The sequence below is a fragment of the Mycobacterium sp. 2-64 genome, from assembly GCF_035918375.1.
Classification (GTDB): Bacteria; Actinomycetota; Actinomycetes; order Mycobacteriales; family Mycobacteriaceae; genus Mycobacterium; species Mycobacterium intracellulare.
In genome coordinates this window covers 1733302-1748796 of sequence record NZ_CP142361.1, presented here as the reverse complement: position 1 = coordinate 1748796, position 15495 = coordinate 1733302, and the positions used below count along the sequence as shown (strand labels likewise).

General features: G+C 68.8%; 16 protein-coding genes. 9 read left to right on the top strand and 7 right to left on the bottom strand.

What is annotated here, in order from left to right; translation table 11 throughout:
• Positions 1 to 14: 14 nt before the first annotated feature.
• On the top strand, positions 15 to 1016 hold the full coding sequence (locus QGN31_RS08520) for a YihY/virulence factor BrkB family protein (protein WP_009955740.1): 1002 nt from the start codon (positions 15 to 17) through the stop codon (positions 1014 to 1016).
• Here the strand turns inward: QGN31_RS08520 and QGN31_RS08515 are convergent, their stop codons facing one another.
• The gene (locus QGN31_RS08515) at positions 1017 to 1256 is read right to left on the bottom strand and encodes a DUF3039 domain-containing protein (protein ID WP_008258553.1); all 240 of its coding nucleotides are present in this window, start codon (positions 1254 to 1256) and stop codon (positions 1017 to 1019) included.
• A gap of 70 nt (positions 1257 to 1326) precedes the next feature.
• On the opposite strand from QGN31_RS08515, the gene QGN31_RS08510 reads away from it, so the two are divergent.
• The 3 genes from QGN31_RS08510 (at position 1327) to QGN31_RS08500 (ending at position 3717) form a co-directional block, all read left to right on the top strand.
• On the top strand, positions 1327 to 1773 hold the full coding sequence (locus tag QGN31_RS08510; RefSeq protein ID WP_008258554.1) for a DUF3099 domain-containing protein: 447 nt from the start codon (positions 1327 to 1329) through the stop codon (positions 1771 to 1773).
• A 135-nt stretch (positions 1774 to 1908) separates the two neighbouring features.
• Entirely contained in the window at positions 1909 to 2898 is a 990-nt protein-coding gene (gene sigB, locus QGN31_RS08505) for a sigma-70 family RNA polymerase sigma factor SigB (protein WP_050782802.1), read from the top strand.
• Between the two features lie 129 nt (positions 2899 to 3027).
• Positions 3028 to 3717 carry a metal-dependent transcriptional regulator gene (locus QGN31_RS08500; protein WP_008258556.1) on the top strand — a complete coding sequence of 230 codons (690 nt, stop codon included), beginning with the start codon at positions 3028 to 3030 and terminating at the stop codon, positions 3715 to 3717.
• A gap of 22 nt (positions 3718 to 3739) precedes the next feature.
• On the opposite strand, the gene QGN31_RS08495 is transcribed toward QGN31_RS08500, so the two are convergent.
• Positions 3740 to 4801 carry a DUF4192 domain-containing protein gene (locus tag QGN31_RS08495; protein WP_014942557.1) on the bottom strand — a complete coding sequence of 354 codons (1062 nt, stop codon included), beginning with the start codon at positions 4799 to 4801 and terminating at the stop codon, positions 3740 to 3742.
• Between the two features lie 113 nt (positions 4802 to 4914).
• On the opposite strand from QGN31_RS08495, the gene sthA reads away from it, so the two are divergent.
• Positions 4915 to 6330: a Si-specific NAD(P)(+) transhydrogenase gene (gene sthA / locus QGN31_RS08490; RefSeq protein WP_014942558.1), complete on the top strand. Its 1416-nt coding sequence runs from the start codon at positions 4915 to 4917 to the stop codon at positions 6328 to 6330.
• An 85-nt stretch (positions 6331 to 6415) separates the two neighbouring features.
• Here the strand turns inward: sthA and QGN31_RS08485 are convergent, their stop codons facing one another.
• Positions 6416 to 7252: a trypsin-like serine peptidase gene (locus QGN31_RS08485; RefSeq protein WP_014385380.1), complete on the bottom strand. Its 837-nt coding sequence runs from the start codon at positions 7250 to 7252 to the stop codon at positions 6416 to 6418.
• Between the two features lie 230 nt (positions 7253 to 7482).
• On the opposite strand from QGN31_RS08485, the gene QGN31_RS08480 reads away from it, so the two are divergent.
• From QGN31_RS08480 to QGN31_RS08470, 3 genes are read left to right on the top strand one after another with little or no spacing between them, the layout of a single operon-like run.
• Positions 7483 to 8454: a proteasome assembly chaperone family protein gene (locus QGN31_RS08480; RefSeq protein WP_008258561.1), complete on the top strand. Its 972-nt coding sequence runs from the start codon at positions 7483 to 7485 to the stop codon at positions 8452 to 8454.
• Positions 8455 to 8514: 60 nt separating this feature from the next.
• On the top strand, positions 8515 to 9546 hold the full coding sequence (locus tag QGN31_RS08475) for an alpha/beta fold hydrolase (RefSeq protein WP_008258562.1): 1032 nt from the start codon (positions 8515 to 8517) through the stop codon (positions 9544 to 9546).
• Between the two features lie 47 nt (positions 9547 to 9593).
• Positions 9594 to 10280: a PhzF family phenazine biosynthesis protein gene (locus QGN31_RS08470; RefSeq protein WP_009955002.1), complete on the top strand. Its 687-nt coding sequence runs from the start codon at positions 9594 to 9596 to the stop codon at positions 10278 to 10280.
• A gap of 24 nt (positions 10281 to 10304) precedes the next feature.
• Here the strand turns inward: QGN31_RS08470 and QGN31_RS08465 are convergent, their stop codons facing one another.
• The 3 genes from QGN31_RS08465 to QGN31_RS08455 form a co-directional block, all read right to left on the bottom strand.
• Complete coding sequence (locus QGN31_RS08465) at positions 10305 to 10790, bottom strand: peroxynitrite isomerase (protein WP_009955003.1); 486 nt, start codon at positions 10788 to 10790, stop codon at positions 10305 to 10307.
• A gap of 34 nt (positions 10791 to 10824) precedes the next feature.
• Entirely contained in the window at positions 10825 to 11289 is a 465-nt protein-coding gene (gene nrdR / locus QGN31_RS08460; RefSeq protein WP_008258565.1) for a transcriptional regulator NrdR, read from the bottom strand.
• A gap of 152 nt (positions 11290 to 11441) precedes the next feature.
• Positions 11442 to 11936 (bottom strand): LysM peptidoglycan-binding domain-containing protein, encoded by a 495-nt coding sequence (locus QGN31_RS08455; protein ID WP_008258566.1) that lies wholly within the window; start codon positions 11934 to 11936, stop codon positions 11442 to 11444.
• A gap of 292 nt (positions 11937 to 12228) precedes the next feature.
• On the opposite strand from QGN31_RS08455, the gene lexA reads away from it, so the two are divergent.
• Positions 12229 to 12939, top strand: a complete 711-nt coding sequence (gene lexA / locus QGN31_RS08450; protein WP_008258568.1) for a transcriptional repressor LexA — start codon at positions 12229 to 12231, stop codon at positions 12937 to 12939.
• Positions 12940 to 12954: 15 nt separating this feature from the next.
• Here the strand turns inward: lexA and QGN31_RS08445 are convergent, their stop codons facing one another.
• Positions 12955 to 15168, bottom strand: a complete 2214-nt coding sequence (locus tag QGN31_RS08445) for an LGFP repeat-containing protein (protein WP_014942559.1) — start codon at positions 15166 to 15168, stop codon at positions 12955 to 12957.
• Between the last annotated feature and the right edge of the window lie 327 nt (positions 15169 to 15495).

Here is a 15495-nt window from a genome sequence, read left to right as displayed (position 1 = left end):
AATGCTGGACTGGTATGAGCGATCAGGTCGCAAAACCGTCGCGCCACCACATCTGGCGAATCACCCTGAGGGCTCTGTCCAAGAGCTGGGACGACTCAATCTTTTCCGAGTCGGCTCAGGCTGGTTTCTGGTCGGCGTTGTCCCTGCCGCCGTTGCTGCTCGGGATGCTGGGCACGATGGCCTACGTGGCGCCGCTGTTCGGGCCGGACATGCTGCCCAACATCCTGCGGCAGCTGCTTTCGACGGCGCACAGCGTGTTCTCCCCCAGCGTGGTGAACGAGATCATCGAGCCGACGGTCCGCGACATCGCCAGCAACGCCCGCGGAGAGGTGGTGTCGCTGGGATTCATCATCTCGCTGTGGGCGGGGTCGTCGGCGATCTCGGCGTTCGTCGATTCCGTCGTCGAGGCGCATGACCAGACGCCGCTGCGCCATCCGGTGCGGCAGCGCTTCTTCGCGCTGTTCCTCTACGTCGTGATGCTTGTGGTCGTGGTGGCGACCGCGCCGCTGGTCGTGGTGGGCCCGCGCAAGGTGGAAGAACACATCCCGCTCGGCCTGTCCAACGTGCTGCGCTACGGCTACTACCCGGCGCTGATCATCGGCCTGACGCTCGGGGTGATGATCCTGTACCGGGTCGCACTGCCCGAACCGCTGCCGTCACACCGGCTGATCCTCGGTGCGATGCTGGCGACCACGGTGTTCGTCACCGCCACCCTGGGCCTGCGGTTCTACCTGAGGTGGATCACCAGCACCGGCTACACCTACGGCGCGCTCTCCACCCCGATCGCATTCCTGCTGTTCGCGTTCTTCGGCGGGTTCGCGATCATGCTCGGGGCCGAACTCAACGCCGCGGTCCAGGAGGAGTTTCCCGCGCCCACCACGCACGCCCACCGGGTGCGCACCTGGTTGTTCTCCCGCTCGCCCGCCCTGAAGAAGACGGTGGAGACGCTGGCCAGCCCGATCGCGAATCCCGCCACGCAACAACGCGATACCGCGCCGGCGAAGCCGCCCGGGTGATCAGCCCTTCTTGAGCCGGTCGTAGATCTGCTTGCACTCCGGGCAGACGGGTGAGCCCGGCTTGGCCGCCTTGGTGACGGGGAACACCTCGCCGCACAACGCGACGACGTGGTTGCCCAGCACCGCGCTCTCGGCGATCTTGTCCTTCTTGACGTAGTGAAAATACTTGGGTGTGTCGCTGCCGGTCCCGTCGTCGACGCGTTCGTCGGTCTCGGTGCGCTCGATCGTCTGGGTCTGCATACCTGACATTCTTGCACTGCCCGGTGCGCTGCCGGGCCGCCCCGAAACCGGCCACGCCGGAATCGTCCAGGTGTGGGACAGTGGAGAAATGAAGCACGGCTCCGACGCGGGGTTCGACGGCAGCTTCGATGACTTCGCCGGCCACAAGGGCCGCCCGGTGCTCATCACCGCCGCCGAGCCCTCCTATGAGGAGCAGCATCGCGCGCGGGTCCGTAAATACCTGACCCTGATGGCATTCCGGATTCCGGCCCTCATCCTCGCCGCGCTCGCCTACGGCGCGTGGCACAACGGCCTGATCTCGCTGGCGATCGTGGCGGTGTCCATCCCCCTGCCCTGGATGGCCGTGCTGATCGCCAACGACCGCCCGCCGCGCCGCCCCGACGAGCCCCGCCGGTTCGACAACGCGCGCCGGCGCACCCCCCTGTTCCCCCGCGCCGAACGCCCGGCGCTCGAGGCTCCGCGACACCCGCAGCCGGGGTGGCCTCCCGACCCGCGGGGCGGAATCGACGACGGCTAGCGCTCGTTCCGTCTTCGGTGCCGTCGCGGCGCACTTCTCAGGACATTCTCAGGTCTTCGGGACATTTGTGCACGTCAAGACGTGTGAGATGGGGAACCGCTGGGAACTCTGAACCCTAATCGGTCGTTGAACTCGATGACAGTACAAGCCGAACGGGAGGTCGCTATGGCGAACGCCAGCACGAGCAGATTTGACGGCGATCTGGATGCTCAAAGCCCCGCGGCGGATCTAGTGCGCGTATATCTGAACGGAATCGGCAAGACGGCGTTGCTCAATGCGGCGGGGGAAGTTGAACTCGCGAAGCGGATCGAAGCCGGGCTCTACGCCGAGCACCTGCTCGAAACGCGTAAGCGCCTCGGGGAGAACCGTAAACGCGATCTAGAGGCCGTGGTGCGCGATGGTAAGGCCGCGCGCCGTCACCTGCTGGAGGCGAACCTGCGCCTGGTGGTGTCGCTGGCCAAGCGGTACACGGGTCGTGGCATGCCGCTGCTGGACCTGATCCAGGAGGGCAACCTCGGGCTGATCCGCGCGATGGAAAAGTTCGACTACACAAAGGGATTCAAGTTCTCGACCTACGCCACGTGGTGGATTCGTCAGGCCATCACCCGCGGCATGGCCGACCAGAGCCGCACCATCCGGCTGCCCGTCCACCTGGTCGAGCAGGTCAACAAGCTGGCGCGGATCAAGCGCGAGATGCACCAGAACCTCGGCCGCGAGGCCACCGACGAGGAACTGGCCGCCGAATCCGGCATCCCGGTCGACAAGATCAACGACCTGCTCGAGCACAGCCGCGACCCGGTGAGCCTGGACATGCCGGTCGGCTCCGAGGAGGAAGCGCCGCTGGGCGACTTCATCGAGGACGCCGAGGCGATGTCGGCCGAGAACGCGGTGATCGCCGAGTTGCTGCACACCGACATCCGCAGCGTGCTGGCCACGCTCGACGAGCGCGAGCACCAGGTGATCCGGTTGCGGTTCGGCCTCGACGACGGCCAGCCCCGCACGCTGGACCAGATCGGCAAGCTGTTCGGGCTGTCCCGCGAGCGGGTTCGCCAAATCGAGCGGGACGTAATGTCCAAACTCCGCAACGGGGAGCGCGCCGACAGGCTACGGTCGTACGCGAGCTGACAACTCACTCAAGCTAGGTAGCAGACAGTATGCCCGCCGCGTCAGCGGCGGGCATACTGCTTGCCTGGGAGGCGTTACACCCATTCATGCAGCTGGCCAAGTAGACTCAGCGTCGATGGAAGGTGCTGAATGAACGACCTGGTTGACACCACCGAGATGTACCTGCGGACCATCTACGACCTCGAAGAAGAGGGCGTAACGCCGCTACGTGCCCGAATCGCCGAACGCCTCGATCAGAGCGGGCCGACTGTCAGCCAAACCGTGTCCAGGATGGAGCGCGACGGGCTGCTCCACGTGGCCGGTGACCGCCACCTCGAGCTCACCGACAAGGGCCGGGCGCTGGCCGTGGCCGTCATGCGCAAGCACCGCCTCGCCGAGCGACTGCTGGTCGACGTCATCGGGGTGCCCTGGGAGGAAGTGCACGCCGAGGCGTGCCGCTGGGAGCACGTGATGAGCGAGGAGGTCGAGCGGCGGTTGGTCAAGGTGCTCAACCACCCGACCACCTCGCCGTTCGGCAACCCGATCCCCGGGCTTCTGGACCTGGGCGTGGGCCCCGAGTCCGGCGCCGAGGAGGCCATCCTCGTCCGGCTGACCGAGTTGCCGCCCGGCTCCCCGGTGGCGGTGGTGGTCCGGCAGCTGACCGAACACGTCCAGGGCGACACCGACCTGATCACCCGCCTCAAGGACGCCGGCGTGGTCCCCAACGCGCGCGTGACCGTCGAGACCGGCCCCGCCGGCGTGACCATCGTCATCCCCGGCCACGAAAACGTCACCCTGCCCCACGAGATGGCCCACGCGGTCAAGGTCGAAAAGGTCTGACCCACCACCCCTGGCCCCGCGGCTAGCCCGCCCTGCGGCCGAACGGCCGACGCGGCGGTAGCCGCACCCCGAACTGCTTGGCCAGCCGGTACCCGGTGAGCGCGAGATCCCGGATGTCCTCGGGCCGCAGGCCCGAGGACAACGCGGTGTCCAGCATGCCCGCCATCCGGTGCTCGGGCTCACAGCGCAGCGCCTCCTGCAGCGACACCCCGGCCAGCGGGCCGTCGCCGCGCGCGTACGCGCTGAACGCGAGCAGGACCAGCGCCTCGAGCCGCCACGGCGGCGGCAGGGTGCGCGCCAGCACCGCCCACAGCGACTCGACGTCGTCGGCGCCCTCGCCGACGGCCAGCGCGTACAGGATGTCGCGGACCTGCGGGTCGCTCAGCGCGCAGCCCAGCGCCGCCAGTTCGGCGTCGGACAGCGATTCGCCCGAGGCGACCCGGGCGGCGGCCGCCATCGCGCCCTCCACGTCGCCGCGGGTGCAGCGGACCGGATGCGCGCGATGCGCGGCGCGGCGCCGGGCGGCGTGCCGGCCGACCGCGCCGGCCAATGCGGCGCTGCGGGCCGGGTCGTCGGGCGCGATGACCGCCTGCAGGTCGGCGCGGCGCGGGTAGAGCCGCCTGCCCTCCAGCACCGCCGCCGCGGCCAGCGGCGAGGCCGAGGGGTCCTCGACGAGGCCGCTCGACCCGCAGCCCTCGACACAATGCCAGCGCCCGCCGAGGGCGACCCGGTCGACCACGTGGGTGGCCCAGAGCTCAATGTCGTGCTGCGACAAGGACTCTGCGAGCGCCTCACACAACTGCCGGTACTCGTCGTTGCAGCTGGGACAGTGCGCGCCGTCGGCGTCGACGATCACCGCGATGACGGCCTCGGGGCGGGCCGCCGCGGCGACCTCGGCCAGATGACCGACCCGTGCGAGCAACTCCTCGGAGAGGTCGACGCGCATCACCGACCCGAGGTGCCGATCCTCCAAAGACACTAATACCAATGAATTTTCGGGAATGAAGCCGAGAACGGCGGGCAGCGCGGCGATGAGCGCGCCGGGGCGGGAAAGCTCGAAGTCGGGTTGTGCATGCGTGGTCATGAGCACCAACGCTGACGGCCGCCACCGTCGGCCGGTGCTCGCGCGCGCCGGCGCGGCAACCCAGCTGTGGATGAACCCGGCACTGTGAGTTGTGCTGCTCTACTGTTTAGCCCATGGGCTCGGCGCAAGAGTACGACATGGTGGTCATCGGTTCGGGGCCCGGCGGGCAGAAGGCCGCCATCGCCTCGGCCAAGCTGGGCAAGTCGGTCGCCATCGTCGAACGCGGCCAGATGATCGGCGGCGTCTGCGTCCAGACCGGCACCATCCCGTCAAAGACGTTGCGCGAGGCGGTCCTTTACCTCACCGGGATGAGCCAGCGCGAACTCTACGGCGCGAGCTATCGGGTCAAGGAGAAGATCACCCCGGCTGATCTGCTGGCCCGCACCCAGCACGTGATCGGCAAGGAAGTCGACGTGGTGCGCAACCAGCTGATGCGCAACCGCATCGACCTGCTGATCGGCCACGGGCGGTTCGTCGACCCGCACACCATCGAGGTCGAAGACCCGTCGCGGCGCGAAAAGGTAACCATCAGTGGCAAATACATCGTCATCGCCACCGGAACGCGGCCGGCGCGGCCGTCCGGCGTCGAGTTCGACGAGGAGCGCGTGCTCGACTCCGACGGCATCCTCGACCTGAAGACGCTGCCGGTCTCGATGGTGGTCGTCGGCGCCGGGGTCATCGGCATCGAGTACGCCTCGATGTTCGCCGCGCTGGGCACCAAGGTCACCGTGGTGGAAAAGCGCGGTGACATGCTGGACTTCTGCGACCCCGAGGTGGTCGAGGCCCTGAAGTTCCACCTGCGCGACCTGGCGGTGACGTTCCGGTTCGGCGAGGAGGTGACCGCGGTCGACGTTGGCTCGGCGGGCACCGTCACCACCTTGGCCAGCGGCAAGCAGATCCCGGCCGAGACGGTGATGTACTCGGCCGGTCGGCAGGGCCAGACCGACCATCTCGACCTGCACCACGCCGAGCTGGAGGCCGACAACCGCGGCCGGATCTTCGTTGACGACTATTTCCAGACCAAGGTGCCGCACATCTACGCCGTCGGGGACGTGATCGGTTTCCCCGCGCTGGCCGCGACCTCGATGGAGCAGGGGCGGCTGGCCGCCTACCACGCGTTCGGGGAGGCGTGCGACGGCATCACCGAGCTGCAGCCGATCGGCATCTACTCGATCCCCGAGGTCTCCTACGTCGGGGCCACCGAGGTGGAGCTGACCAAGGACGCGGTCCCCTACGAGGTCGGGGTGGCCCGGTACCGGGAGCTGGCCCGCGGCCAGATCGCCGGGGACTCCTACGGGATGCTCAAGCTGCTGGTGTCCACCGAGGACCTGAAACTGCTCGGCGTGCACATCTTCGGCACCAGTGCCACCGAGATGGTGCACATCGGGCAGGCGGTGATGGGGTGCGGGGGCACGGTGGACTACCTGGTGGACGCCGTGTTCAACTACCCCACGTTTTCCGAGGCCTACAAGGTGGCCGCGCTCGACGTGATGAACAAGGTGCGCGCGCTCAATCAGTTCCGCCGCTAGGCCAGATGGTGGCGACCCGCTGCGCCCGGTTCCGACATATGGTGGCGACCCGCTGCGGCCACGGCCGCGCTGGCGGTCGCCATAGCTAACAGGCGTCCTGCAGGTCGCCGGGGACGGGGTCGCCCGGCCCACCGACTTCGGCGCGGGCCAGCAGCTCCGCGGTCTGGGCGTCGAACGGCGCCGAATACGAGATGTCCGGCGCGCACCCGCCGCGCTCGAGTCCGCCGATCAGCCCCGTGAGCGTGGTGCCGCTGACCCACGGAGCGCCGCTGGTGCCGTCCACCAGACCTTCGCACGCGAGCGCGGGGAACCCGCTGTCGCTGACCGAGGTGCTGCCCTGGCACCCGATGGGCTCGCCGCCCACGCCGACCGGATAACCCAGCACGGTGACGCGACTGCCCGGTGGGGGCGTCACGCCCAGCGTCAGCGCCAGACCCGCGCGGGACTCGACGCTGGCGCCGGTGTCGTTGCTGACTCGCGCGATCGCGTAGTCGGCATGCGGATCCTTGCTGGCGACCCAGCGCGGATCGAGGTAGACCGCGTCGGCCTTCCACATGTCGGTGGGAGCGGGCGCGGCGTCGCCGGCGAAACCGGGAACGAAGGTGATCAGCGACGCCCCGGCCAGACAATGCGCCGCGGTCATGATCAGGTCCCCGCCCTTGGAATGCACCACCGAACCGGTGCAAACGTGGAGCGGCCCACCGTCGATGAAGATCGCCCCGATCCGCCGGTCCGGCTCCACCGGACCCGCGACCGCCTTCTGCTCGGGCTGGCTGAGCCGCTGCACGGGGCCGCCGGTCCGCGGCGCCGACACCGGGGCGCCCGACACCTGCTCGACGGGCCGATGACACGACGTCAGCGACGTCGCCACCCCCACCACCGAGCAGAGCACCAGGATCGGTATGCGCATCGCCTTCATCATGCCCGATGCCGCGGCGGCGAGCCGACTTCCGCGCGACGCCGTGCGCCACGGGGTTTGCTGACGCCGCGGAGGGGACCCCCGATAGGGTCTCACCGGATTACGCCTGAGAATTATCGCGTTCCACGGTGCGAACGCCGGAACCGAGTTCGCTGTTCTATCCGGGTGCCGCCTGATTCAGGGGACACTTGGTAGGGCACCCTGAAGGGACCCCCGAGAGGAGGCGATCGAAGATGGATCACCATCGAGACCCAGGTGACCAGTACCAGCAGGGCCAGCCCGGCATGTACGAGCTGGAGCTGCCCGCGCCGCAGTTGTCGACGTCCGACGGCCGCGGCCCCGTACTGGTGCACGCCCTGGAGGGCTTTTCCGACGCCGGTCACGCCATCCGGCTGGCGGCCTCGCATCTCAAGGCCGTGCTGGACACCGAGCTGGTCGCGTCCTTCGCGATCGACGAATTGCTGGACTACCGCTCACGGCGGCCGCTGATGACCTTCAAGACCGATCACTTCACCAACTATGACGACCCGGAGCTGAGCCTCTACGCGTTGCGCGACACCGTCGGCACCCCGTTCCTGTTGCTGGCCGGCATGGAGCCCGATCTCAAGTGGGAGCGCTTCATCACCGCAGTCCGCCTGCTGGCCGAGCGGCTCAACGTGCGCCAGACCATCGGCCTGGGCACCGTCCCGATGGCCGTTCCGCACACGCGGCCGACCACGATGACCGCGCACTCCAACAACCCGGAGCTGATCGCCAATTTCCAGCCGTGGATCGCCGAGATCCAGGTCCCGGGCAGCGCGTCCAACCTGCTCGAGTACCGGATGGCCCAGCACGGCCATGAGGTGGTCGGCTTCACCGTGCACGTCCCCCACTACCTCACCCAGACCGATTACCCGGCCGCAGCTCAGGCGTTGCTCGAGCAGGTCGCCAAGACCGCGTCGCTGGAGCTGCCGCTGACCGCGTTGACCGAAGCCGCGGAGGTGATCCGGGCCAAGATCGACGAGCAGGTCGAGGCGAGCGCAGAGGTCGCTCAGGTGGTGGCGGCGCTGGAGCGCCAGTACGATGCCTTCATCGACGCTCAGGAGAACAGATCGTTACTGTCGCGCGACGAGGATCTGCCGAGCGGCGACGAGCTGGGCGCGGAGTTCGAGCGATTTCTCGCCCAGCAGGCGGAGAAGAAGTTCGACGACGACGATCAGGCCTGACCCTCTGCCGAACACCCAGCCACACCGCCCTTAGCCCGGCCCGACAGCAAGGTTGGCCCTATGACCGAGCGGAAGCGCAAGAACAGGCTCCGCCCGGTGCGCGAAGTGACCGCACCCACACTCGAGTTCCGCACCATCCACGGTTACCGGCGCGCCTACCGCATCGCGGGCTCCGGGCCGGCGATCCTGCTGATCCACGGCATCGGCGACAACTCCACCACGTGGAATGCCGTGCAGGCCAAGCTCGCCCAGCGCTTCACGGTCATCGCCCCGGACCTGCTGGGTCACGGCCGATCCGACAAGCCGCGCGCCGACTACTCGATCGCCGCATACGCCAACGGGATGCGGGACCTGCTCAGCGTGCTCGACATCGAACGGGCCACCATCGTCGGTCATTCCTTGGGCGGCGGTGTGGCCATGCAATTCGCCTACCAGTTCCCGCATTTGGTGGAGCGGCTGATCCTGGTGGGCGCCGGCGGCGTGACCAAGGACGTCAACTTCGTCCTGCGGTGGGCTTCGCTGCCGATGGGCAGCGAAGCCATCGCCCTGCTGCGATTGCCCCTGGTGCTGCCGGCGGTTCAGGTCGTGGGCCGGGTCCTGGGCGCCGCGCTGGGCAGCACCGGCCTGGGCCGTGACCTGCCCAACGTCCTGCGGATCCTCGACGATCTGCCGGAACCGACGGCGTCGGCGGCATTCAGCCGAACCCTGCGGGCGGTGGTGGACTGGCGCGGGCAGATCGTCACCATGCTCGACCGATGTTATTTGACCGAAGCCATCCCGGTGCAGATCGTCTGGGGCACCAAGGATGTGGTGGTCCCGGTCCGGCACGCGTGGATGGCCCATGCCGCGATGCCCGGTTCGCGGCTCGAGATCTTCGAGGGCTCCGGCCACTTTCCCTTTCACGACGACCCCGCCCGCTTCATCGAGGTCGTCGAGCGCTTCATGGATTCGACCGCGCCCGCCGAATACGATCAGGCCGCGCTGCGCGGGTTGCTGCGCACCGGTGGTGGCGAGCGGGCCGTGAGCGGCCCGGCGCCCACGCGCGTCGCCGTGCTGAACGCCATGGGGTCCGACGAACGCAGCGCCACCTGATTCCACCTTGATCGAGGCGGCGCGGTTCGGGGTCGTACAGTCGGGCCATGGGTATCGACGTCACGGTGTTGCGGGTGTTCACCGACGCGGACGGCAATTTCGGCAATCCGCTCGGCGTGGTGGATGCCGCTGAGGTCGGGGTCGCGGACCGGCAACGGGTGGCGACCCAATTGGGCTACAGCGAAACGGTTTTCGTCGACCGTCCGGCCGCGGGCTCCGCGACCGCGCACGCCACCATTTACACGCCCCGGACCGAGCTGCCGTTCGCCGGGCACCCGACGGTCGGCGCCTCGTGGTGGCTGCGGGAGAACGGTCGGCCGATCAACACGTTGCAGATACCGGCGGGAATCGTGCAGGTGGGCTACGACGAACACCACACCCGCATCAGCGCCCGCGCGGAATGGGCGCCCGAGTTCGCGTTGCACGAATTCGCTTCGGCCGACGATGTTCTCGCCGCCGACCCGACGGACTTCCCCGACGACACGGCGCACTACCTGTGGGCCTGGACCGACCGGGCCGCCGGGGCGCTGCGGGTGCGCATGTTCGCCGCCAACCTCGGTGTGGCCGAAGACGAGGCGACCGGTTCGGCCGCGATGCGCATCACCGACTACCTGAGCCAAAACCTGCGGATCACCCAGGGCAACGGCTCGGTCATCGAAACCACCTGGAGCGCCGAGGGCTGGGTCGCGGTGGCCGGGCGGGTGGTCAACGACGGTGTGCGACAGCTGGACTGACCGGGGCCGCCGGCGGTCGCACGCTCAGCGCTGCCGGTGCAACACCGCGGCCAGGTGGTCCTGCAGCGGCTGGCCGACCGCACCCATCTGCACCGTGTAGGACAGCTCATCGCCGTCGATGCGGAAGCAACGCCCCAGTCCCGTCACCTCTTTGGCCGTAGGCGTGAGGCCGACCGTCGTGGTGGACATCTGCATGTCGATGAGGTCGCCGGTGACCGAATAGGTGCCGACCTCGATCTCGGTGATGCCGCTCGGGTGGGCCAGCACCAGCTCGACGTGGCCCGGCTGCGGCACGCGAAGGTATCCCGTCTCGGCGTGTAGCGGCTTGCCGTCGGCCACCGCCTTGGTTTTCTGGGCGTAGGCCAAAAAGGGTTTGCCCACATGGGCGAACGTGACTTCTTCGAGGTAGTCGAACGGCGGGATCGTCGGGTACTTGCCCGCGCCCTGGCCGACCCACGTGCCGAGGAGCGGGGCCAGGGCCGCCAGGTCGGGATGCAACTCAGGGGGCATGCACCGAGCCTAGCGGGCCCCCCGGCGGGATCCGTCAGCCCGGCGTGGCCACTCCGCGGTGCTCGCGCAGCGCCTGGATCTCGCGCTCGAAGTCGTCGGCGGACTCGAAGGAGCGGTACACGGACGCGAACCGCAAGTACGCCACCTCGTCGAGATCGCGCAGCGGCCCGAGGATGGCCAGGCCGACCTCGTGGCTGGGGACCTCCGGGGAGGCCACGGCGCGCACGGTGTCTTCGACCTGCTGGGCCAGCAGATTCAGCGCGTCGTCGTCCACCTGGCGGCCCTGGCAGGCCCGGCGGACTCCGCTGATGACCTTTTCCCGGCTGAAGGGCTCGGTGACGCCGCTGCGCTTGACCACCGCCAGGACCGCGGTTTCCACGGTGGTGAAACGCTTTCCGCATTCGGGGCACGATCGGCGACGCCGGATGGCCTGCCCCTCGTCGGTTTCGCGCGAGTCGATCACCCGGGAATCCGGATGGCGGCAGAAGGGACAGTGCATGACCGCTCCTTCACCGTGCCGACAACCGGGTACCGCAGAACTTTGAGCGTACCCGTGCGCTGACCTGCACGGCTAACGGAGCCGCCCTCCCTGGGGCGGCGCCACGCGGGCCGCGCACCTCACGGGCCGGAACCGTTGGGACACAACGACCGTCAGCCGATCGGGGCGATCAGCGTTTGGCCGGCAACCAGCGTCGGCGAGTTCAGGTCGTTGAGCTCACGGATGCGATCGGCCACCGCGGCGGCCGGCGCGTCGGGGGCCACGCGGTGAGCGACATCCTGCAGTGACTCCCCCGCGTCGACCCGCACGACGGCGAGCCGGTTCGGGACGGGGGCGGCCGAATTCGTCGAGTCGCCGTTGAGCGCCTGCCCCACGTTCGCGACGAGGCCCAGCCACAGCGTGATCGCCCCGGCGGCGAGTGCCAGACCAACCGTCGTCGCCCAGGTGACGGCGCGCCTGCGGTGCGGAGCGACAGACATCGCGACCCCGGTGCCGTAGTAGCGCGTCGGGGCGCCCGCGGGCCGCGACGGCGCGGGGCGCCGCGAGCGGGCCAGGCCGTCCCTGCCGTACCGAACGCCCTGAACCGGTCCGTTGACCGGGCGCCGAAGACTGCTGGTGCGCGGCGCAAGCGTGTGGATGACTGTCATCTGCGTTCCTCCGGTCAACTAGCTCTCGCTCGTGTGTTCGACTCTAATCGCTTGTGTGTTCGAAACCCGAACATTTGAGCGAAGCGTGTCGCACGAGCAAAACGCTAGATCACACCACCGACAACTCCGTCGGCCTCTACCACTGTCACGAGGCACAAATACCCGGTCTCGGCAAGAGTTACACATTTGTGATTCGGCCGATGGCGGCGCTTTTCCGGCCCGGGACGCCCGGGCGACACGCCAGTCGAACACATGTTTGATTCTTGTCGGCGGTGCGGCTACATTCAGTGCCATGGGCGACAGCAACGACACTTCCCCGAACACCGGCCCGGCCGCGGCGGACGGCCGGCTGCACTCCGTGGACTCCGCGCTGACCGAGCGGCAGCGCACCATTTTGAATGTCATTCGCGCCTCGGTGACCAGCCGCGGCTATCCCCCGAGCATCCGGGAGATCGGCGACGCCGTCGGGCTGACGTCGACGTCCTCGGTGGCGCACCAGCTGCGCACGCTGGAACGCAAGGGGTATTTGCGCCGCGACCCCAACCGGCCCCGGGCGGTCGATGTCCGCGGCGCCGACGACGACGTGGCCGCGCCCGCCACCGAGGTGGCCGGGTCGGATGCGTTGCCGGAACCCACGTTCGTCCCGGTTCTCGGGCGGATCGCGGCCGGTGGACCCATCCTGGCCGAGGAAGCCGTCGAAGACGTGTTCCCGCTGCCGCGCGAGCTGGTCGGCGAGGGCACGCTGTTCCTGCTCAAAGTGGTGGGCGACTCGATGGTGGAGGCCGCGATCTGCGACGGCGACTGGGTCGTCGTGCGCCAGCAGAACGTCGCCGACAACGGCGACATCGTCGCGGCGATGCTGGACGGCGAGGCCACCGTCAAGACGTTCAAACGCGCCGGCGGTCAGGTGTGGCTGATGCCGCACAACCCGGCGTTCGACCCCATCCCGGGCAACGACGCGACCGTGCTGGGCAAGGTCGTCACGGTGATCCGCAAGGTCTAGCGGCCGGCGGCCCCGCTAGTCGGCCCGGGTGAAGCCGTTGGCCAGCGCGACCTCTTCGCTGGACAACCAGATCTCGGGCAGCGTGTCCTGGTACAGGTCGCTGCCGGGCGTGTAATACAGGCCGTACCGGGCGCTCGCCTTGATCGGGTAGCCGTCGGGCGCCTGGTACGGGTCGTCGAGTGGCAGGTGGATGGTCGGGCGCCCGTCCGGGCCCGCCAGCCCGTTCTCCGAGCCGTCCTCGGCGTCGTCCGCGGCGGCGTGCCGACCGCCGGATCGCTGCGCGGCGACGAAGGCCCCGGTCGCGCCTGCGCCGACCGCCCCGGCCTCGGCGGCCCCGGACACGTCGGGCTCCGCGGCGACATCGTCCTCGGGTTCGACTTCCGCCTCAGGGACCGCGACGTCGGGATACTCATCCTCGGGCGCGGCGGTTTCCAGGGCACCGGTGACGGCGTCGGCATCCGGCGGCGTGTGCGCAACGGCGACGTCGGGATACTCGTCGGCGTACTCGTCCTCCGGATAGCCGGCGTCGGCGTAGTCGGCGTCGACGTAGGCGGCATCGTCGGCGGTCTCGGCCTCGGCGACCTCGGGAACGGCGTCGGTGTAGTCGGTGTAATCGGCCTCGGCATCGGGATAGTCGGCCTCCGCCAGCATCTCCTCCGAGACGACGGGGATGGAGTCGGTGTCGATCGCGTCGGGGTCTTCCTGCTCGACGCCGTAGTCGCTCTCCGACGGCGCCTGACGCTGCCAGCTGACCCGCGCGGTGGCCGCGGCATCGGTCGGCCGCTCGGGTTCGCGCGGCCCGCCCGGCGCGAAATGCTCGGTCGCGAGGTCGGGGTCCTCCGGGCCCCAGGGCGCGTCATACCCCTGGTCGCGCGCATACCCGGCGGCACCGTCCGCGCCGGAGCGGCGCCGGCGCCATCCGAACAGCGCCCACGCCACCACCACCAGCAGCACCAGGACCGGAATGGCGGCCAGCCACCACCACGAATGCCAGCCGAACTTGTTGGCGTGTGACGGCATGGCCGAACTGCTCGGCTGGTTCTGGCCCGAGACCTGAAGGCCGCTCAACAACGGCGCCAGGTTGGCCGGGTCGGTGCTGAACGTGTTCTTCGCCCGGTTCCACGAGATCTTGCCGCCGGTGAACTGCTGCGAGATCACGTCACCGTCCACGGCCTGGTCGCCGACGGGCGCCCCCAGTTTGCCGGCCGGACCGCGCAGTTTGTCCCAGGCGGCCTTCATCGCCCCGCGCACGACGAACGCGCCGTGCTCGGCGGTCCGGAAGATCACCGGTTTGTCGGCGGCCGAGAAGGTGCAGATCCGGCTGGACGGGCCGATGCCACCCTCGGTTTCGTTGGTGACGGGGAAGCCGAGGCCGCTGCCGACGGGCCCGCCGAGCGACTCGTATTTGGCCAGGATGTCGGTCTCGAGCGCGTTCGCGCCGGTCGCCGGGGTGAAGAACACCTTGCCGCCGGCGAAGTTCTGGACGATGCCGTCACCGCCGATGGGGGTCTGCCCGCCCTGCTTGGCACCCAGCGGTCCGTTGGGCCCCCCGGCCGCCCGCCACGCCATGTTGATGGCCGCGGTGGGATCGATCGCCACCTGCAGGCCCTTCAACTGGTCGGCCAGCCCCGGCGGTTCGGTGGTGAACTGCTTGGTCTGCCGGTTCCACGAAACCTGGCCGCCGCTGAACTTCTGCGAGGACACCTCGCCGTTGTAGGTCTCGTCGCCGACCGGAACACCGAGCACCCCGCCCGAGCTGCCCAGCTTGTCCCAGGCGGAGTTGATGGCGCCGCGCACCACGTACGGGCCGTGCTCGGGTGTCCAGAAAATGACCGGCTTGTCGGTGGCCGAGAATGTGATCACCCGGCTGTCGGGGCCCGCCAGGCCCGGCACTTCGCTGATGGCCGGGAAACCCAGATCGCTGCCGGCCGGCCCGCCCAGCATCTCGTATTTCTCCAGGATGGGCCCGTAGGCGAATTTGGCCCCGGTGGCCGGGGTGAAGAACATTTTGCCGCCGTCGAAGTCCAGGGCGAACCCCTCCCCGGCGGGGTACACGTCCCCCTTGCGGGGGCCGAGCGGGGAGGTGTCGCCGCCGGCCTTCTCCCACGCGGCCATCATCGCCGCTTCGGCGTCACCTATCGGGCTCGCGGTGGCGACGGGCGCCAGCAATACGGCGGCTAGTGCTGTGGTCGTCAGGCTGACCAGCGCGCTTCCGATCAGCTTGCGCATGTGACCTCTATGCACCTTCACCAAGCCTTCCAGCCTCCGGATACGGCTCTATCTGCGGCTATGCCCTTACCTGCATAACCGGCGAAACGGGCCGTTCTTCCGCGGGGAATGGACCCGCTCACGATCCGCCTTATCGCCGGGCTCGCATAACTTTGCTCCAGCCAACAAGAAATGCGAAGTCAAATCACGAATTTTACAAAAAGGGATACCACACCGATGTCGAAATGATGCCGGGCCACGGCCGAATCGCGACCATCCATGCGTCGGCGCATATCGCGCCCAAAGCCGGCCGGGATTTCATCAATCGAGCGCGGCCACCGCGGCCCG